Genomic DNA, 18,234 nt, shown 5'->3' with positions numbered 1-18,234 from the left:
TCTCTCCGCGTTACTGTCCGGCCGCTCTCAAATGAATTCGCTCGGACTGCGACTGATAGGCGGCTGCCTCCTGCGCGGACACCAGGGCCAAACGAACCGCGACATTCTTGTGGTAGGGCGTACCGGCAATTGGATCGCGGTTGCCGCTCTCTGTGAGCAGATTGATACGTGGCCCGTTGATCAGTCGCTCTCCGTCCGACGCCGGGTATGCCTGGCCGTAGCCGTGCGGGAGCGCGAGCTGCCCATTCCTCATGCCGTCGTCGACCTTACAGCGCACCACGAGCCGGCCGACCACGGACTCCACCGCGACCCAGTCACCATCCTCCGCGCCCAGATTCCTCAGTTCGCTCGAATTGATCAGCATGGCACCGTCCGGATCGTCGCGACGCCACGCGGGATCGCGAAAGATCTGGTTGGCATTGAACATGCGGCGGCCACCAGCCGCCAGCATGAACGGGAACTCCTTTGGCGCGCCCGCGGCTTCCGGATCGAGACGCGCCAACCATTCCAACATCTGCGGGACGACCAGCCGGACCTTGCGATCCGAATGGCCGATCAATGACCAGACCTCGTCATAGTCGTGGCGTGTAATGGCCGTGCCCTGACGGGCGGACACGATCGTATCGAACAGGAGGTCGCCGAGCTGACGATCCGCCACGTCGTCCGATGCGCCGATCGCCCGCCGCACCGCTTGAGGCGACCGCTTCGCGCAAGCCAATGCCGCGCTCCACATAGGCGCCGCGGCCGCCGTACCATCCGGAAGCGTCTGCCCCAGCGTATGGTAGAGCACGAGGGCAGGCACTGCCGCAGGGTTTTCCCCGATGAAAGCACGAAAGGCCGCGGCGAATTCCGGTCGCGAGCGCCGCGCTATTTCGCGCAGCGGCGCGAGCACATTATCGCCCGGCAGAAGCCCCAAGGCGATGGCAAGCCGCGTGTAGATCTCAGGCTCCGGCAAGGTGCCGGCAAGCGGCGGCAAGGCAGCCGCACGAACCTGGAAATAGTTCGTCGGAAACTCGAAGTTGAACAGGGTAAACTCTGTTTTCTCAAATTGCGAAGACGCAGGGAGAACATAGTGCGCGAGCCGCGCGGTTTCGGTCATCGCAACATCGACCACGACACATAGCTCGAGCGAGCGCAGCGCACGTTCTACCGCCTCCGTATTTGCTGCCGTGTTGGCGGGATTGGAACTGTCGACCCAAGCGCAACGCAACCGGTCGGGATGGTCATTGAGCACCGCTTCGGGGAAGATGTTGGGAGGCAACAGTCCCCCAATGATCGCGTCGCCGGTTGGCGCAAACGTCTGGTTCGGTGAGTTGCCCCACAGTGGTTGAAGCCAGCTATGCAGTTGGTTGGTACCTTTCCGGCCGAAATTTCCGGAAAGCATGATCAAGAGCTTCTCAAGATAGGAGTTGAGTGTCGAGTTGGTGCCTTGCTGAATGCCAAGCTCGACCCGCACCACCATGGCCTTCGCGGCCGCAATCATCGCAGCGCACCGCTCCAGGTCCGCGATCGAGATATCGGCGGCGGCAGCCCATTCTTCGACGGGGATGTTCAGCAGCGCCTGCCTCACTTCCGCGAAGCCTGTCGTGTGCTCCTGAATGAAGGCATGGTCGATCCGGTCGGAACGGACAAGCGTGGCCAGCAATGCGCCAAGGAGAAACGCGTCGGCACCGGGACGAACCGCCAGATGCAGATCCGCCATTTCGGCGGTTTCTGTTCGCCGAGGATCAATGACGATCAGCTTGCGTTCGGGATCCTTGCGAATTTGATTGAGATGATCGCGCGCATTGGGGAAGCCGTGCGCGATCCAGGGATTTGCACCGATGACGAGCAGAAGATCGCAATGGTGTACGTCTTCGGCAGTGTGGCATGTCTGGCTGCCGAACATATGACCATTGACCCAGAAGTCGCCGGTTTTTTCCTGCGAAAGTGCGTTGAATACGCTGCGCGAACCCAGCGCACGCAACAAACCACTGGCGTAGGCGCCGCCGGCATGGTTGCCCTGCCCGCCACCGCCGTAAAGGGCAATAGTCTTTCCGCCATGCTTGTCGACGATCTCTAGCAACTGCGCCGCTATTTCCGCGATCGCCACGTCCCACTCGATCTCGTCAAATCCGCCGTCGGCGCGACGACGCAGCGGAGACGTTAGCCGATCCTTGTCATTCGCATAATAGGGAACTCGAGTCGCCTTGTTGCACAGGTATCCCTGTGATTTCGGACTCGAACGGTCGCCGCGCACTTTCTCCAGGCGACCGTCATTCACCCAAACTTCGATCCCGCAATTGATGTAGCACAGGTTACATGCTGTCTTGAGCCATTTGCCGGCCGTCATGGTCACCTCCCTGACATTGCTATTTGTCGCAGCGCGTCGTCCTTGTCGCTCTACGCCGAGGCTTTTGGGTCCGGCCACCGGCAGTCATGCGTCCCGCAGCGAGAATGCCGTCGGAAAGCTTCCCAACGCCGACGGCGCGCGACAGCACGACCGATCCGACCAGGGTTGCGATAGCGCCCGTCGCGATCTGGCGAGCCTGCCGCGGTGGCTCATCGGGAAGCAACTCGACAAAGACATCGATCATCCTCTCCAGTTTGGCCGCCAAGGCCTGCTGTTCGCTCGAGCCCGATCGAGCGACATCGACCGCCAGGGTTGGAAGGGCGCAACCGTGTTTGGGATTGTCTCGATGCCGGGGACTAAGATAGTCGGCAATCAGCGTCTCGAAGCGTTCACCATTGGCTTTGTCGTCGGCCAGCTTTTTCCAACGCGTGGTGGTCTGGTCCATTGCAAAGGCTATCGCCTCGCTAACAAGCGCTTCACGAGAATCGAAATGGTTATAGAAGCCGCCATGCGTCAGACCGGCAAGCTTCATCAAGTCAACAACACTAAGCCCTTTGGCGCCCTTCTGGCGTAAACCGTACGAGGCATTTTCGACTATCCGACGGTGCGTCCGACGCCTGTGGTTCTCTCCGTAACGCATCCCCACTCCGTTGCAATCTCCCAAGACGACCGGCTGTACAACCGTACTCGTCCCCTCCGAGCAGTTCTGGAACCGCGCTTCCTCGAAGCCTATGACAAGATTTCATTGCAATGCCTGCCATCTTATATGACTATCATCATATAACAACAGATATCAGCAGGAGAGTTCGCAATGGCCGCCGTTTCCGATCCCGTTGTCATTGTTTCCGCCGCTCGCACGCCCCTTGGCCGGTTCATGGGCGAGTTGTCCTCGCTGAGCGCTCACAAGCTCGGTGCTCACGTGATCGGCGCAGCGCTGGAGCGGGCGAAGCTGGCGCCTGAAAGGATCGACGAGCTGTTCATGGGCAATGTGCTGCCGGCCGGGCAGGGCCAGGCCCCGGCACGCCAAGCCGCCCGCGGCGCCAAGCTGCCGGATGCCACCGGGGCCACCACCGTCAACAAGGTCTGCGGTTCGGGCATGAAGGCGACTATGCTCGCCCATGACATCATCAACGCGGGATCAGCGGAGATCGTGTTGTCCGGAGGAATGGAGAGCATGAGCAATGCTCCTTATCTCCTAACCAGAGCGAGGAGTGGGTATCGCGCCGGGCACGACCGGATCATCGATCACATGCTGATGGACGGGCTGGAAGACGCCTATGAGACCGGGCGCTCGATGGGCGATTTCGGCGAGGCGACCGCGGAAGCCTATCAATTCACCCGCAAGGACCAGGACGCCTACGCGATCGAGACGTTGACCCGCGCGCGCAAGGCGGTCGAGGGCGGCGCGTTTAAGACTGAGATCGTGCCAATCACACTAACCGAAAAGGCCGGGCCGCGGATTATCGCCAATGACGAGCACCCGCTCAAGGTCGATCCCGCCAAGATCCCGGGTCTGAAAGCCGCGTTCCGCGCCAACGGCACCATCACGCCGGCCGCCTCCTCCGCTAATGCCGATGGCGCCGCAGCCCTCATTCTCGCAAAGCGCTCGCTCGCGGATCGTGATGGCCTCCCTGTACTGGCCGAGATCAAGGGCCACGCCACCCACAGTCAAGAGCCGCAATGGTTCACCACGGCGCCGATCCCGGCCATTCGCAAGCTATTGGATAAGATCGGCTGGAGCGTCGGCGATGTCGATCTGTTCGAGATCAACGAGGCCTTTGCCGTGGTGGCGATGGCGGCGCAGAAGGATCTCGGCATTCCCAGGGAGAAGCTAAACGTCAATGGCGGCGCCTGTGCGCTCGGTCATCCCATCGGTGCTACCGGCGCTCGCCTGATCGTGACGTTGTTGCACGCGCTAGAGGCGCAGAATCTCAGACGCGGCGTTGCAGCCCTTTGCATCGGTGGCGGTGAAGCCACCGCCATCGCAATCGAGCGCGTCGTCCGCAGATAGCACGGTCGATCCGCCAAGAAAGGGCTCGGCGAGCGGCACGAACCGCGTCTTCGTCGCCTGCCTATCCCCATCAGCGCGAAAGTTCCCATGACTGACCAGTGCCTCACGACCGAGAGCGTGCGGCGGGATGTTCCCGCCTCCAGCGGCCTCGCGATCGCGGTCCTTTCCGTCCTGGCCGCCATGGGAACGCTCGCGACAAACATCTTGCTGCCTTCGCTGCCTCAAATTGCGATCTCGTTGAATGTCACGAGCGCGGCGGTCACGTCCGCCATCACCGCCTTTCTAGCAGTATTTGGGCTGGGCCAGCTTCTGGTCGGGCCGCTTTCGGATCGCTACGGAAGACGCTGGCCGGTCCTGATCGGATTTGCCGTGTTCATCGGCGGCAGTGTTTGTTGCGGTTTGGCGAACGATTTACCTAATCTCTTGGCAGGCCGCATCGTGCAAGCTGCCGGCGCTTGCGCGACATCAGTGCTGTCTCGTGCCATCGCCCGCGACATGTTCAGTGGCGCCGCGCTGGCACGCGCGATGGCGCTGATCATGATCGTGATGTCGGCAGCTCCTGGATTTTCGCCGCTGCTTGGCGGCGCACCCGATCACAGCTTTGGCTGGCGCTCCGAATTCGCGCTCGTCGCGGCGTTCGCCGCTGTGAGCGCCATTGGCTACGGCATCGTCCTCGGCGAAACCCACCATTCGATCCGGACGCCGCTCAATCCGGCCGCGATCGTCAGGACCTATGCTGGCCTTTTTGGCGATCCTCGTTTTGCTATCCCGGCCGCAACCGGGAGCCTGATCATTGGCGGCTTGTTCTCGATGTTTTCGGCTGCACCGCGCTTATTGATCGAAGCGCTGCACTTCACGCCGATCCAACTCGGCCTCTTCTTCGCTGGCACTGTCTTTATCGCATTCGCCGCCGGTATGCTGGCGACGAGATTGGCACCGCGCTACGGACTTGATGGCCCGATCCGGGCAGGCTTGTGGGCGACGGCCGCCAGCAGCGTTGCGATCCTGCTCATCTCCATGGTCAGCCCGACTTTCTTGCCATTTCTAGGCGCGATGAGCGTATTTCTCCTCGGCATGGGCATTGTCAGTCCACTAGCCACCGCGCGAGCGCTCTCTCCATTCGGGGAGAAAGCCGGCGCGGCGTCGGCGCTGCTGGGCTTCTCGCAAATGATGACTGCCGCGATCGGCGTATGGCTTGCCGCCACGGTGTCGCATCAAGCAATGTTGGCGCTAGGCGTCGTGTTGAGCACGTATTCTCTGCTGGCTCTTTGCGTGTACGCGTGGCGCCCAGGGTCTTGATTGGCTTCAATCAAGCGCCGTGGAATTCCGGTTTGCTACTGCCAGGCGGCCGCTTCATCTCAAACATGTTTTCCGTCCTGACCTCAAGGTAATCTCCACCACGGCCGGCGCGCAGAATGGGACGAGCAAGTGCCGTGTTGTAGACGCCGTCCTCGATCAAGGACTTGTCGATGTATACCGCGACGACCTCGCCGAGCACGAACCACCCTTCCACCTTCTCGCCGCGCGCATTCGCCAACTGAGAGACGTCAACGACCTTGCATTCCATTGCCGCCCTGCTCTCGCCTACCCGCGGCACAGCTACGTGTCGCCCGGGTACTGGCGTCAGCCCTGCTGCTTCGAACTCGCTCACGCCGTGATCGAGAGGCGCCGCAGTCGTGTTCATGCGCTCGCCCAGATCCATCGTAACCAGATTCCAGACAAACTCCCGGGTCTCGCTTACGTTCTTGACGGTGTCCTTCCATGAAATAGAGGAGAACCCGATGATTGGAGGGTCGTAGAGAAACGCATTGAAGAAGCTGTACGGGGCAAGATTCAGTTGCCCGGCCGCATTCCGCGATGAAATCCAGCCAATCGGACGCGGCGCGACTATCGCGTTGAACGGATTATGTCGGAGTCCGTGACCCTTCGAGGGCTCATAGTAGTGGAAGTCAGCCGGATCCATACATTCTCCTTCCCAAGGCTGCTGACAGTCGGCCGCTCGCCAGTCGAGCTTCATCGATCGTAATCAACGCACGCACGATTATGCGTGCGCAATCTCGTCAAGGCATACGGTAGCAGCACAAGCGTCCGGAAGCCCTCACGCAATCGCCCGGGCGACAGCGGGTCTGTGCTCGGCAGCATCGAGGAACCCGATCAGACGCTCCCGGATGATCTGCTCGGCCTCGCTCATGATACGGTCGATCAGCTCCTTCACCGTCGGGATGTCGTGGATCAGTCCGACCACCATGCCGCAGCTCCAGGCGCCCGCGTCCATATCGCCGTCGACCATCACCTTGGGGTAGACGCCCGCCACCTGCTCATGGATGTCCTCGATCTTGAGGCTGGCGCCTTTCTCGCGCTCAACTTCGAGCAGCTGATCGACCCCCTTGTTCTTCAGCACGCGCTCGGTGTTGCGCAGCGCACGCATCACCAGCACGGTGTCGAGCTCGGTGGCTTTGACCAGAGCCTGCTTCACGTTGGCATGGACGGGGGCTTCCTTGGTCGCGACGAAGCGGGTGCCCATGTTCATACCGGCCGCGCCCATCGACAGCGCGGCAACGAGGCTCCGCGCATCCGCCATGCCCCCCGAGGCCACGAACGGAATCTTCAGCTCATCCGCCGCGCGCGGCAACAGGATCATGTTAGGGATGTCGTCCTCACCGGGATGGCCGCCGCATTCGAAGCCGTCGACGCTGACGGCATCGCAGCCGATCTTCTCGGCTTTCAGCGAATGCCGTACCGAGGTGCATTTGTGGATCACCTTGATGCCAGCCGCCTTCAGTGCGGGCATGTACTGCTCGGGGCTGCGGCCAGCGGTCTCCACCGCCTTGACGCCGCCTTCCTTGATGGCGGCGATGTATTCCGGATAAGGCGGCGCGGTGAAGCTCGGCAGGAAGGTCAGGTTCACGCCCAACGGCTTGTCGGTCATGTCGCGGCAGCGCGCGATTTCCTTGGCCAGTAGCTCCGGCGTCCGCTGGGTCAGGCCGGTGATGATGCCGAGACCGCCGGCGTTCGACACCGCGGCTGCCAGCTCGGCAAAGCCGACATAATGCATGCCGCCCTGGATGATCGGATGCTGGATGCCGAACAGTTCGGTAATTGCTGTCTTCACGTGCGCTTCTCCGCTTTCCGGTCAGTTGACGATTTCGAACAGGCCGGCCGCGCCCATACCGCCACCGATGCACATGGTGACAACGCCGTACTTTGCCTTGCGCCGCCGGCCCTCGATCAGGATATGCCCTGCAAGCCGGCTGCCCGTCATGCCATAGGGATGACCGATCGCGATCGAGCCGCCGTTGACGTTGAGCTTGTCCGGATCGATGCCGAGCTTGTCGCGGCAGTAGATCACCTGGACCGCATAGGCTTCATTCAACTCCCAGAGATCGATGTCACCGATCTTCAGGCCGTGCCGCTTGAGAAGGCGCGGGATGGCCGCGACCGGACCGATGCCCATTTCGTCCGGCTCGACACCGGCGGCGACGAAGCCGCGGAAGATGCCGAGCGGCTTCAGGCCCTTCTTGGCGGCGATCTTGTCGCTCATGATCACGCAGGCTGAGGCGCCGTCGGAGAGCTGGCTGGCGTTGCCCGCCGTGATGGTCTTGCCCTCGAACACCGGCTTGATCTTCGCAAGGCCTTCCGCCGTGGTCTCGGGGCGTGGGCCTTCATCCTTTGACAGCGTCACCTGCTGATAGGTGACCTCCTTGGTGTCCTTGTTGACGACGGCCATCCTGGTCGTAATCGGGACGATCTCGTCATCGAAGCGGCCGGCCTGCACCGCGGCACCGATGCGGCGCTGACATTCGAGGCTGTATTCGTCCTGCTGGTCGCGGCCGATCTTGTAACGCTCGGCGACGATCTCGGCGGTGTCGAGCATCGACATGTACATCTCCGGCTTCATCGCCATCAGTTCGTCGTCGACCGCGTGGAACCTGTTCATGTGCTCGTTCTGCACCAGACTGATCGACTCGATGCCGCCTCCGATTGCGATCTCGACACCATCGAGCGTGATCGAACGTGCCGCGACCGCTATGGCCTGCAGGCCGGATGCGCACTGCCGATCGATTGTGGTGCCGGCGACCGTGACCGGCAGGCCGGCACGAATCGCCCCCTTGCGTGCGACGTTCATTACCATGGTGCCCTGTTGCATCGCGCACCCCATCACCACGTCCTCAACCTCGCCGGGCTCGATGCCCGCGCGCCTGACCGCTTCGGCCATCACATGACCGGCCATGGTCGGTCCCTCGGTGTTGTTCAATGCACCCCGATAGGCCTTGCCGACGCCGGTACGGGCGGTGGAAACGATAACTGCCTCTGTCGTCATGGCTGCCTCTTTGGTTACGCTGCCGCGTCGAGCTGCACATAACGCAGCAAGTGGTGCGCGGGATCACCGAACTGGATGTTGATGGAGGAGATTCGCTTGAAGTAGTGGCCGACGTTCAATTCGTCGGTCATGCCCATGCCGCCATGCAGCTGCACCGCTTGGTCGGCGATGAACTTGCCGGCATAGCCGACCTTCGACTTGGCGCCGGAGGCGAGCCGCGAGATGCCGCTCTCGCCGGCGCCCAGGCTGAGATTGAGATGCTGCATCAGGGAGAGCGCCTCCTGATGAGCGATGAACATGTCGACCATCCGGTGTTGCAGCACCTGAAAGCTGCCGATGGTGACGCCGAACTGCTTTCGGGCCTTGGAGAACTCCAGCGTCGCGGAGTTCAACTCAGTCATCGCGCCGACCGCCTCGGCACAGAGCGCGCCGATGGCCCTGTCGCGGCAGGCTTCCAGGAGAGCTATGCCCTCACCCTCCCTGCCGAGCAACTCGCCGCGAACTTCGCGGAAGGTAATTTCTGCGGCCCGGCGGCCATCAATCGTCTTGAAGCTGCGCACATCGAGATTGGCCGCCCGGGCATCCACGACGAAGAGGCTGACGCCGGCGCGATCGCCGCGCCTGCCTGCGGTGCGCGCCGAGACGATGAGATAATCGGCCCAGGGCGCGGCGATGACAGCGGTCTTCTCGCCAGTGAGGATGTGATCCTCGCCGTCGCGCCGGGCCTCTGCTGCGATACTGGCGAGGTCGAAGCGCGACGCCTTCTCGGTCCAGGCCAATGCCCAGATCTTCTGTCCGGCGATGATATCGGGAATGAAGGCCTGCTTCTGCTGATCACTCCCCGCATGCTCGATCAAGCCTCCGGCGAGCACGACCGTCTCGACGTACGGTTCAACCACCAGATGACGACCGAACTCCTGGGCAATGATCATCGTGGAGAGCGGGCCGCCGCCTAGTCCGCCGCTCTCCTCGGCGAAGGGCGCGGCGAGCAGGCCGAGCTCCGCAAAGGCGCCCCACTGCCTGCGGCTCCACCCCTCTTCGCTGGCCACGATCTTGCGGCGCGCCTCGAAGCTGTATTGGTCGCGTAGCATGCGCTGTACGCTGGAGCGCAACAATTCCTGCTCTTCCGTGAACTGGATATCCATCCGATCCTCTCGTTGCGCTGTTGCTAGAGACCGAGCACCGCTTTGGCGATGATGTTGCGCTGGATCTCGTTCGATCCGCCGTAGATGCTGAGCTTGCGCGCATTCAGGTACTTTTCCGACGCGGTGTGGCCGTAGTCGGGCCCCGGCATGAACTGGTTTGCACTCAACGGTTGCTCGCGAAGCGCCAGTCCGTAATTACCGATGGCGCGATGCGTCAGCTCGGTAATCCCCTGAAAGATCTCGGTGCCGCGGATCTTGAACAGCGAGGCCGCAGGCCCCGGATCGATGCCGCGCGCCATCTGGGCAATGACCCGCAGTTCAGTAGCCTCAAGCGCAAGCACATCGAGCTCGATCCGGCCGATCTCCTTGCTGAACTCGAGACGCGCCGGATCGTCCGCTGCGATCTCCGCCTTCACGACCTTCTTCAGCCGTTCGAGATAGCGCGTCGACCGGCCGATCCCGGCCATGCTGGTGCGCTCGTTACCCAGCAGGAATTTGGCGTAGGTCCAGCCCTTGTTCTCCTCGCCGATTAGGTTCTCGACAGGAACGCGGACATCCTCAAGGAAGACGTCATTGACCTCGTGCGATCCGTCGATCGTGATGATCGGACGCACCGTGACGCCGGGCGATTTCATGTCGATCAGGAGGAACGAGATGCCGGCCTGAGGCTTTGCGCCCGGATCGGTGCGCACAAGACAGAAGATCCAGTCGGCGTGTTGCGCCAACGTCGTCCAGGTCTTGTGACCATTGACGATGTAGTGGTCGCCGTCGCGCACGGCCTTGGTCCGGACCGTGGCGAGGTCCGAGCCCGAGCCCGGCTCGGAATAGCCCTGGCACCACCAATCCTCACCCGACAGGATCCGCGGCAAGAATCTCTGTTTTTGCGCGTCGCTGCCGAAGGTGTAGATGACCGGACCTACCATGGTGACGCTGAATGCCAACGGCGGCAGCGTCCCGGCCCGGCTTGTTTCCTGCTCGAAGATGAAACGTCGGGTGATCGACCAGCCGGGGCCGCCATATTCCTTGGGCCAGAGCGGCGCGATCCAGCCCTTCTTGTAGAGAATGCGGTGCCAGAGCAATGATTGCTCCTTGGTCAGGTCGGTCTCCGGATTGGGGACCCGCATTTCCTTCGGATAGTTTTCGGCGATGAAAGCGCGCACCTCATCACGGAAGGCCGCATCTTCGGGAGACAGTGCGAGTTCCATTATGCGCGTCCTACCACTTCTCACCGAAGGGGCGGATTTCCATCTCGAACGTCCAGGCGCTCTTCGGCTGCTGATAGAGCTGCCAATAGGACGCCGCGACCGAGGCCGGCGGCATCAACAGGTCTGGATCGTCGAGCGCATTGGGGCCGAGCGCTTCCAGGCGCCGCTGCCGTACCCACTCGGTGTCGACGCCGGAATCGATGACGAGGTGGGCGACATGGATATTCTTCGGGCCGAGTTCGCGCGCCATCGCCTGCGCCACAGCGCGCAGCCCGAATTTGGCGCTGGCAAAGGCGGCATAGCCGCTGCCACCGCGTAAGGAAGCAGTCGCGCCGGTGAAGAAAATGTTGCCCTGGCCGCGCGGCAGCATCAGCCGGGCCGCCTCGCGCCCGGCGAGGAAGCCCGAGTAGCAAGCCATCTCCCAGACCTTGCGGAATACGCGCTCGGTGGTGTCGAGGATCGGGAAGTTGACGTTGGCGCCGATGTTGAAGATACAGACCTCCAACGGCGCGTGCTTGTCGGCGTCGTTCAGGAAGGAGATGATCTCCTCCTCCTTGCGTGCGTCGAGCGAGCGGGCCTGGATCTCGCCTCCTGCAGCTTCGATCTCCTTGACCAACGGAGCCAGCTTGTCCCCGTTGCGGCGGCCAGCGAAGACAGTAAAGCCCTCGGAGGCAAACTTCTTGGCGATTTCGCCGCCGATGAAATCGCCGGCGCCGATCACGGCGACGGTTGCATTTCTCTTTTTCAAGGAACTTCTCCCGGTTAGGTTAGGCGCGCTTTTTGCGAAGCTGTTCTATCGACTCCGAACGTGGATCACGGTGTTTGAGCCAGACAAACGATGGGGATTCCGCCATCGCGCTGATCGAGGCTACGATGGCCACGGCGCAGTTCTCGATCGGCGCGATTTGGTCGAGCGCTTTGGCAAGATGGCTGCCGGTAGATTGCTCGATGGGGCCCGACATACTGAAAAGCAGTCGGACCAAGACCGAGTGCTTGCGACAGCTTCGCCACGACTAACCACCTCCCGACTGAAGAACATCGGCGCCATTTTCAGCATTGCGCCTCGCGGCGAAACATGCGTTCTTTTTTAGAACTCGTCAATCGATATTTTGTAGTCACGGTTAGGATCAGGAAACGGCAAGTTTGCTGCCCCATTCAGAGACTCCAAAACCCCGTTTACAACGTAGCTTTCAGACGATACCGATAACGTATCAAATAAGAACTTATGGAGAGGCGAGCATGGGAGAAAATCGCGGGGTCGCGATTCTGGTCGGCGCGGGTGATGCCATCGGCGCGGCCGTTGCGCGGCGCTTTGCCAGCGAGGGCTACATTGTTTGCATCTGCAGGCGCGATGCGGCCAAGTCCCAGGCGCTGGTGGATGAGCTCAGGGCGAAAGGCTGCGGCATCCACGCATTCAGCGTCGATGCCCGCCAGGAAGCGGAAGTGCAGAAGCTGTTCGCGGACGTCGAACGCGACATCGGGCCGATCGAGATCTGTCTGTTCAATGCCGGATCGAACGTCAACAAGCCACTGCTGGAGACCACCGAGAAGCTCTTCTTCAAAGCCTGGGAGCTGGCGTGCTACGCGGGCTTCCTGGTCGGACGTGAGGCCGCGCGCGTCATGCTTCAGCGCGGACGCGGCACCATCTTTTTTACCGGCGCGACCGCAAGCATCCGCGGCAGCAAGGGGTTTGCTGCGTTTGCATCGGCAAAATTCGGCCTGCGCGCGGTGGCCCAGGCCATGGCACGCGAGCTCGGGCCCAAGAACATTCACATCGTCCACCTCATCATCGATGCCGGCGTCGATAGCGAAGCCATTCATCAGCGCATGAAGGCGGCCAGGGGGGTCGAGGCCAGCGAGATCCCTCCCGACAGCCTGACCAAGACCTCCTCGATTGCCGAAGCGTATTGGTTCGCTCATCAGCAAAGCCGCGACGGCTGGACCCATGAACTTGACCTTCGTCCCGCTGCGGAGAAATGGTGACATGAGCGACAGTCCAGACCTCACTCTGTGGGGCGTTGGGACAAGCCGCACCGTTCGACCTCACTGGGCGATGCACGAGCTTGGCTTGCCCTACAAAACCAAGCCGATCGGCCCGCGGACCGGCGAGACAAAGACCGCCGAATATACCAGGCTCAATCCGCGCCAGAAAGTTCCGCTGCTGCAGGACGGCGATTTCTGCATTGGGGAAAGTGCCGCGATCGTCGCATATTTGTCGCGCATGTACTCGACGCCAGAGCGTGCGTTGATTCCGGAATCTACCCGCGACTATGCCGCGTGGCTGGAATGGTGCTTCTTCATCGTCACCGAGCTCGACTCGACCAGCCTGTATGTGATGCGCCGTCACAGCGCCGATGCGCTAGGCCCGATTTACGGCGTTGCGCCGGAGGTCGTCGCTCAAGCCGCCGAATATTTTCGGGCGCAGATGCGCCACGTCGAGGTCGCGCTGGCCGACGGCCGGGATTTCCTCATGGGCGAGCGCTTCAGCAGCGCCGATATCCTGCTGACGACGTGCCTGGACTGGGCGGTCGCCTACGGTGTCGGCATCTGTGACAATGCTCAGCCCTATCTCGAGCGTATGCGAATCCGGGAGGCTTACCAGCGCGCGGCTGCGGCGAATGTTCCGGCAGCACCGATTACGCCGATGCCTGCCAAGGCTTGAGAGCCGATCACCGATCGCGCGAAGCGCTTCAGCTTACACCGCCACGCGCAACGTGCGCGCGGCCACCATGTCGTCGATCGCGCGATCATCGTAGCCCAGCTCGCGCAGCACCTCGCGCGAGTGCTCGCCGACGCGGGGCGCCGGTCCGCCGATGGCAGCTTGGTTGACCTCGAAGCGGGCTGCGGGCTTCGGCTGCCGCACCCGGCCGACCTTCGGCTGATCGAATTCCGCGATGATCCCGCGCGCCACCACCTGCTCGTTGTGGATGATTTCGCCGCGCCGCAGGATCGGCGCGCAAGGCACATCCGCAGCGTCCAGCCGCCCCAGCCATTCGGCGGTCGTGTGCTGGCCGATATACTCCGCCATCTTGTTGATGCGCGCCGTGGCGTTGACCGAACGCGCCGAAGGGGTCGCAAACCTGATATCGTTGGCAAGCTCGGGATCGCCGGACGCGTGGCAGAAGCCCTGCCATTCGGAATCGGAGATAGTGCCTGCCGTGATGAAGCCGTCGCTGGTCTTGAACACGAGATCCGGCCGGTCATTGGGATCGGCGGCAGCGGCCTCGGCTCCGACCACCGTGTACTGCATCATGCCCTCCGGCCAGAGGTATGAGATCATGGCATCGAGCATCGCGACCTGGATATGATCCCCCTGCCCGGTCTTCTCACGCGCGTAGAGCGCCGCCGCCACCGCCTGTGCGGTGAACACGGCGGTGGTCTTGTCGCACACGATGGTGCGGATCATTTGCGGGCGGTTAGTGACCGGCTGCGACTGGATATCGGCAAAGCCCGACAGGCCCTGAATGATCGGATCGTAAACGCGTTTCTTCACATAAGGTCCGGTCTCGCCGACGCCGCTGATCGATACGTAGATCAGGCGCGGATGTCGCCGGCGCAGCTCTTCGACGCCGAGGCCGAGGCGCTCCATGGTACCGGGCCGGAAGTTCTGCACAAGGACATCGGCTTGCGCGACCAGTTTGGCCAGCACCTCGCGCCCGGCCGGGCTCTTGACGTCGATAGAGAGCGAACGCTTGCCGCGGTTTGATGAGATGAACAGCGCGGAGAACTCGCCGTCCTTGTCGATGGTGGCCCGGCTGCGACGGGTGATATCGCCACCGATCGGCTCGATCTTGAGCACGTCGGCGCCCTGATCTGCGAGAAACATCGTCGCAAACGGGCCCGACACCACGCCGGTTAGATCGAGGACACGAACGCCGCCGAGCGGACCAGCCATTGCACTCTCCCTGGATCTTTTTTCTGCCAACGAGCCGAGGGTAAACTCTGGCTTACCGTCAGCCGTTCGCCTCAACGCGCACGGACTGCAACTCGGTAAACTAACCGGTCTTGGAAACGGGCTGCCGGGTCTGCTCGACGATCGATTCCTCGACGTCGCGGAGTTGGTCCTTGCCGAAAAACATCTCCTTGCCGACGAAGAATGTCGGCGAACCGAAGGCGCCGCGGGCGACGGCGTCATTGGTCAGATCGATCAGCTTCTTCTTGACGTCATCCTGCTGAGCGCGTGCAACAAGCCTGTCGATGTCGATTCCCGAGGAAGCAAATGCGGCCCGGAACACTTCGGGGTCGTCCATCTTCTTGGGCTCTTCCCACATGTGATGATAGGCGGCTCGGAAATAAGGTTCGAATACGCCTTCGAACTGGGCCGCGACGGCCCCGCGCATCAGCATCAATGTATTGACCGGAAAGAAGGAGTTTTGGCGAAATTTCGTGATGTTGTGGCGCCGGATGAACCGCTGGGTTTCGAGCGCTTGATATTCCGGCTTGTTCTTGATCCCGCGAAGCGAATCGAACGGCGACATGTTGCCGGTCGCCTTGTAGATCCCGCCGAGCAGGACCGGGACGTACTCGAATTTTACGCCCGTCCGCCGCTCGATCCCTGGGATGGCGACCTCCGCCAGATAGGCGTTCGGGCTGCCGAAATCGAACTGGAATTCAACCTTGAGGGTCATGACCGCTTTCTCCCGCAGAGCGTATTGGATGGTCAGGGACCGGCGATCCAATCGCGCGGCTTACCAATTCTCACTTCTACAGTTCTAAAATCGAACTGTCAAATTTGGCCGGATTTGTGCTGGTTTGACTAGCCTATCTGGTATTGTTTGAAATTCAGTACCTATCTAGAATGCTAGGGAAATGCGGCGACCTCGGCGGCGATTCGAGCGGGCCTTGCCGGGATGACTGGAGAGTACGGATGAAGTGGAAAGAACTGGAGGAAGAGCCGTGTTCGATGGCCCGAACCATCGGCGTAATCGGCGACCGCTGGACGCTTCTGATCCTGCGCGAATGCTTTCTGCGCACGCGGCGCTTTGAAGGATTTCAGTCGGCGCTCGGAATTACACGCCATCTGCTCGCCGAGCGGCTGAAGAAGCTGGTTCGGTTGGGCATCTTGCGCCGCATTCCCTATCAGGAAGCGCCCAAGCGTCACGAATATATCCTGACCCAGAAGGGCCTCGACCTCTATCCGATCATGATGGCGCTCGTGCATTGGGGCGACACTCACATGGTCGACGAGCGCGGCCGGCCGCTGTTGCACCAGCACCGCAAGTGCGGAAAGGATTTCGACCCGGTCATGGTGTGCTCTGAATGCGGCGAGCCGCTCCTGGCCAGGGAGGTTCATACCCATCCAGGGCCGGGCGCCCAAAGCCCCCGGATGATGGAGGCACCCGAAAAGCCGAAGGCAAAGGCCCGCCGCAGCGCCGCTTGAGCAGACCACCGGCGTGACGCGCGAAACGCATCCTCAGACTCGAATCACAGCCGCGTCGGGTTCGTTGCGGTGGAGACGGTCCGCTAGTAGAGCCCGGTGTTTGAGCACAGCACGTTGATTGACATAGGCCTTGTCAGTGATTTCTCCCGCGGCCAATGAGGGCGGATCCTTCAGCAGGGTGAACGAGCAGATTTTTTCGCTGCTTCCAACAGCCTCATTATATTCCTGCAGACGATGTCTCAGGAATTCGATCACTTTGGGATCGCAGGTCAAATCCGCAGCCGGCGCGTTCGATATCCGCGCCGCCTCGGTCGGATTCAGCCAGCACAGCAGCGCGCAGGCTTCACGGTTTTCTCCGGCAACGACAATGTCCAGCAGGACGCCGCGCGTTGCGGCCAGGATGGCCGCGCGCATATTGCCGATCGCAACCCACGTGCCGTTCGCGAGCTTGAAGTTCTCCGAAATTCTGCCCGTGAAACGCAGACCAAGCTCCGGCTTCTCGGGATCGATAAACGACACGGTGTCACCGATGCGATAGAACCCCTCCTCGTCAAAGGCCTTCTCGGTCAGATCGGCCCTGCCGAGGTAACCGGGGGTGACGTTGGGCCCCTTCACCCTGGCCTCGTACGTGTCGGAAACAGGAATCAGTTTCAGCTGTACGCCCGGAGCCGGAAGACCAATCTCGCCCGGCCGATCCGTTGCCCAATGCGTCGTGCTGATTGTCGGCGCCGTTTCGGTCGTTCCATAGCCCGACATCACCGGAATCCGCCGGCCCGTGATCGACGATGTCAGTCGATAAAGTTTTTCAAGCGTGCCTTGCGAGATTGCAGCCCCTGCGTAGCTCAATCGATCCAGCCGTTTGAAGATGCTCGCGCCGAGGGCCGCGTCGCTCTCGATGGCATCACACAAAAGATTGTAACCGGCGGGCACATTGAACATCGCCGTCGGCGAGATCTCCTTGAGGTTCGCCACCGACTTGTGAAAGAGCTGAGGCAGCGGCCGGCCGTCATCGATGTAGAGAGTCCCGCCGTTCTTGAGAATGCCGTGAAGAATGACGTTGCTGCCCATCGTATGGTGCCACGGCAGCCACTCGACCTGGACCGGCGCCTCCGGAGGCGACACGAGAAGGCCCCCCATTTGCAGGGAGCTCGCCATCATGCGGTGCGTGTTCAGCACGCCCTTTGGCAGGCCGGTCGAACCGGACGTGAAGAGGACTTTTACAACGGCGTCAGTCGAGACTGCACTCGACGCTTGCGCAAATCCTGTCCACTCCGTTCGATCCGTCAGGACGCGGAAAGGCGTCGTGTCCGGCGCGCCATCGACGCTGATCCAGGCCGCATCTGCCAATTCGGGAATGGAACGGGCCGGGGAAAAATCGCGTCCACTCTGAACGAAAACGAAGTTCGGACGCAGCACCTGTGCGATGTCCTTGAGACGCGCAAGGCCGCCGGGCATCAGCGTGTAGTTCGGCGATATTGGCGCCAGAATGACGCCTATCGACATCGCCGCAAAAGACATCACCGCGTTCTCGATGGAGTTACCCGAGAGCACGGCCAGCCTGTCGGCCGGCTTTGCGCCCATATCGATCAGGCTCTGGCCGACCGCCTGGACCTGCGACCATGCTTCGCCATAAGTGATCTCGCCCCATCCCCCATTGGCATTGCGTTGCGCGAGAAATATTCTGTCCGGAACCGCGCTTGCCCAGCGCGGCAGAAAATCGGTGACCCGCCAGTCGCATGGCCCTAATTCGAGCGGCGACCTCAATACGAGCGTGCCGTCGGTCCGGGGCTCGACGGAGAGTTCCCTTGGCGCAAACGTCAATGGCTTCGTCGACATCGAG

The 18,234-nt window shown here is 61.7% G+C and carries 17 protein-coding genes; 5 read left to right on the top strand and 12 right to left on the bottom strand.

Annotated features, from left to right (window positions below):
- Positions 1 to 10 precede the first annotated feature (10 nt).
- A complete protein-coding gene (locus tag AC0L3S_RS18140; protein ID WP_473280226.1) occupies positions 11 to 2,332 on the bottom strand; it encodes a molybdopterin-dependent oxidoreductase in 2,322 nt (773 codons plus the stop codon).
- A gap of 19 nt (positions 2,333 to 2,351) precedes the next feature.
- A complete protein-coding gene (locus AC0L3S_RS18135) occupies positions 2,352 to 2,972 on the bottom strand; it encodes a TetR/AcrR family transcriptional regulator (RefSeq protein ID WP_473280224.1) in 621 nt (206 codons plus the stop codon).
- Between the two features lie 171 nt (positions 2,973 to 3,143).
- Between AC0L3S_RS18135 and AC0L3S_RS18130 the strand changes: the two genes are divergently transcribed.
- Both AC0L3S_RS18130 and AC0L3S_RS18125 read left to right on the top strand, forming a co-directional pair.
- Positions 3,144 to 4,343, top strand: coding sequence for an acetyl-CoA C-acyltransferase (locus AC0L3S_RS18130; RefSeq protein WP_473280222.1), 1,200 nt, complete (start codon positions 3,144 to 3,146; stop codon positions 4,341 to 4,343).
- An 87-nt stretch (positions 4,344 to 4,430) separates the two neighbouring features.
- The gene (locus tag AC0L3S_RS18125) at positions 4,431 to 5,642 is read left to right on the top strand and encodes a multidrug effflux MFS transporter (protein WP_473280220.1); all 1,212 of its coding nucleotides are present in this window, start codon (positions 4,431 to 4,433) and stop codon (positions 5,640 to 5,642) included.
- 10 nt (positions 5,643 to 5,652) lie between these two features.
- Here AC0L3S_RS18125 and AC0L3S_RS18120 read toward each other — a convergent pair whose 3' ends face one another.
- From AC0L3S_RS18120 to AC0L3S_RS18090, 7 genes are all read right to left on the bottom strand, one after another.
- Positions 5,653 to 6,306 carry a flavin reductase family protein gene (locus tag AC0L3S_RS18120; protein ID WP_473280218.1) on the bottom strand — a complete coding sequence of 218 codons (654 nt, stop codon included), beginning with the start codon at positions 6,304 to 6,306 and terminating at the stop codon, positions 5,653 to 5,655.
- Positions 6,307 to 6,441: 135 nt separating this feature from the next.
- Positions 6,442 to 7,455 carry an NAD(P)H-dependent flavin oxidoreductase gene (locus AC0L3S_RS18115; protein WP_473258657.1) on the bottom strand — a complete coding sequence of 338 codons (1,014 nt, stop codon included), beginning with the start codon at positions 7,453 to 7,455 and terminating at the stop codon, positions 6,442 to 6,444.
- Between the two features lie 21 nt (positions 7,456 to 7,476).
- Positions 7,477 to 8,664, bottom strand: a complete 1,188-nt coding sequence (locus AC0L3S_RS18110) for an acetyl-CoA C-acyltransferase (protein WP_473280215.1) — start codon at positions 8,662 to 8,664, stop codon at positions 7,477 to 7,479.
- A 14-nt stretch (positions 8,665 to 8,678) separates the two neighbouring features.
- Positions 8,679 to 9,809, bottom strand: coding sequence for an acyl-CoA dehydrogenase family protein (locus AC0L3S_RS18105; RefSeq protein WP_473280213.1), 1,131 nt, complete (start codon positions 9,807 to 9,809; stop codon positions 8,679 to 8,681).
- Between the two features lie 23 nt (positions 9,810 to 9,832).
- Positions 9,833 to 11,014 (bottom strand): acyl-CoA dehydrogenase family protein, encoded by a 1,182-nt coding sequence (locus tag AC0L3S_RS18100; protein ID WP_473280211.1) that lies wholly within the window; start codon positions 11,012 to 11,014, stop codon positions 9,833 to 9,835.
- Between the two features lie 10 nt (positions 11,015 to 11,024).
- Positions 11,025 to 11,762, bottom strand: a complete 738-nt coding sequence (locus tag AC0L3S_RS18095) for an SDR family oxidoreductase (protein ID WP_473258665.1) — start codon at positions 11,760 to 11,762, stop codon at positions 11,025 to 11,027.
- A 19-nt stretch (positions 11,763 to 11,781) separates the two neighbouring features.
- Entirely contained in the window at positions 11,782 to 11,976 is a 195-nt protein-coding gene (locus AC0L3S_RS18090; protein WP_473280209.1) for a hypothetical protein, read from the bottom strand.
- A 277-nt stretch (positions 11,977 to 12,253) separates the two neighbouring features.
- Here AC0L3S_RS18090 and AC0L3S_RS18085 point away from each other — a divergent pair, with 277 nt between their 5' ends.
- Entirely contained in the window at positions 12,254 to 12,997 is a 744-nt protein-coding gene (locus AC0L3S_RS18085) for an SDR family NAD(P)-dependent oxidoreductase (RefSeq protein WP_473258667.1), read from the top strand.
- 1 nt (position 12,998) lies between these two features.
- Positions 12,999 to 13,676, top strand: coding sequence for a glutathione S-transferase family protein (locus tag AC0L3S_RS18080; protein WP_473258669.1), 678 nt, complete (start codon positions 12,999 to 13,001; stop codon positions 13,674 to 13,676).
- A gap of 33 nt (positions 13,677 to 13,709) precedes the next feature.
- Here AC0L3S_RS18080 and AC0L3S_RS18075 read toward each other — a convergent pair whose 3' ends face one another.
- Both AC0L3S_RS18075 and AC0L3S_RS18070 read right to left on the bottom strand, forming a co-directional pair.
- The gene (locus tag AC0L3S_RS18075) at positions 13,710 to 14,909 is read right to left on the bottom strand and encodes a CaiB/BaiF CoA transferase family protein (RefSeq protein ID WP_473280207.1); all 1,200 of its coding nucleotides are present in this window, start codon (positions 14,907 to 14,909) and stop codon (positions 13,710 to 13,712) included.
- Between the two features lie 100 nt (positions 14,910 to 15,009).
- Entirely contained in the window at positions 15,010 to 15,642 is a 633-nt protein-coding gene (locus AC0L3S_RS18070) for a DsbA family protein (RefSeq protein ID WP_473258674.1), read from the bottom strand.
- Positions 15,643 to 15,881: 239 nt separating this feature from the next.
- Here AC0L3S_RS18070 and AC0L3S_RS18065 point away from each other — a divergent pair, with 239 nt between their 5' ends.
- The gene (locus AC0L3S_RS18065; protein WP_440639825.1) at positions 15,882 to 16,394 is read left to right on the top strand and encodes a winged helix-turn-helix transcriptional regulator; all 513 of its coding nucleotides are present in this window, start codon (positions 15,882 to 15,884) and stop codon (positions 16,392 to 16,394) included.
- Between the two features lie 33 nt (positions 16,395 to 16,427).
- Here the strand turns inward: AC0L3S_RS18065 and AC0L3S_RS18060 are convergent, their stop codons facing one another.
- Positions 16,428 to 18,230, bottom strand: a complete 1,803-nt coding sequence (locus AC0L3S_RS18060) for an AMP-binding protein (protein WP_473280205.1) — start codon at positions 18,228 to 18,230, stop codon at positions 16,428 to 16,430.
- Positions 18,231 to 18,234 lie beyond the last annotated feature (4 nt).

Source organism: Bradyrhizobium sp. Ken01 (genome assembly GCF_055807355.1).
The sequence above is the reverse complement of the archived record's forward strand: the minus strand, read 5'-3'. Positions and strand labels throughout refer to the sequence as shown.

Bases quoted from the DNA above. Each gene is read 5' to 3' on its own strand.
- AC0L3S_RS18130 (WP_473280222.1), top strand. From the start codon at position 3,144: ATGGCCGCCGTTTCCGATCCCGTTGTCATTGTTTCCGCCGCTCGCACG.
- AC0L3S_RS18105 (WP_473280213.1), bottom strand. From the start codon at position 9,809: ATGGATATCCAGTTCACGGAAGAGCAGGAATTGTTGCGCTCCAGCGTA.
- AC0L3S_RS18110 (WP_473280215.1), bottom strand. From the start codon at position 8,664: ATGACGACAGAGGCAGTTATCGTTTCCACCGCCCGTACCGGCGTCGGC.
- AC0L3S_RS18060 (WP_473280205.1), bottom strand. From the start codon at position 18,230: ATGTCGACGAAGCCATTGACGTTTGCGCCAAGGGAACTCTCCGTCGAG.
- AC0L3S_RS18065 (WP_440639825.1), top strand. From the start codon at position 15,882: ATGAAGTGGAAAGAACTGGAGGAAGAGCCGTGTTCGATGGCCCGAACC.
- AC0L3S_RS18100 (WP_473280211.1), bottom strand. From the start codon at position 11,014: ATGGAACTCGCACTGTCTCCCGAAGATGCGGCCTTCCGTGATGAGGTG.
- AC0L3S_RS18085 (WP_473258667.1), top strand. From the start codon at position 12,254: ATGGGAGAAAATCGCGGGGTCGCGATTCTGGTCGGCGCGGGTGATGCC.
- AC0L3S_RS18070 (WP_473258674.1), bottom strand. From the start codon at position 15,642: ATGACCCTCAAGGTTGAATTCCAGTTCGATTTCGGCAGCCCGAACGCC.
- AC0L3S_RS18080 (WP_473258669.1), top strand. From the start codon at position 12,999: ATGAGCGACAGTCCAGACCTCACTCTGTGGGGCGTTGGGACAAGCCGC.
- AC0L3S_RS18135 (WP_473280224.1), bottom strand. From the start codon at position 2,972: ATGCGTTACGGAGAGAACCACAGGCGTCGGACGCACCGTCGGATAGTC.
- AC0L3S_RS18120 (WP_473280218.1), bottom strand. From the start codon at position 6,306: ATGGATCCGGCTGACTTCCACTACTATGAGCCCTCGAAGGGTCACGGA.
- AC0L3S_RS18125 (WP_473280220.1), top strand. From the start codon at position 4,431: ATGACTGACCAGTGCCTCACGACCGAGAGCGTGCGGCGGGATGTTCCC.
- AC0L3S_RS18090 (WP_473280209.1), bottom strand. From the start codon at position 11,976: ATGTCGGGCCCCATCGAGCAATCTACCGGCAGCCATCTTGCCAAAGCG.
- AC0L3S_RS18075 (WP_473280207.1), bottom strand. From the start codon at position 14,909: ATGGCTGGTCCGCTCGGCGGCGTTCGTGTCCTCGATCTAACCGGCGTG.
- AC0L3S_RS18140 (WP_473280226.1), bottom strand. From the start codon at position 2,332: ATGACGGCCGGCAAATGGCTCAAGACAGCATGTAACCTGTGCTACATC.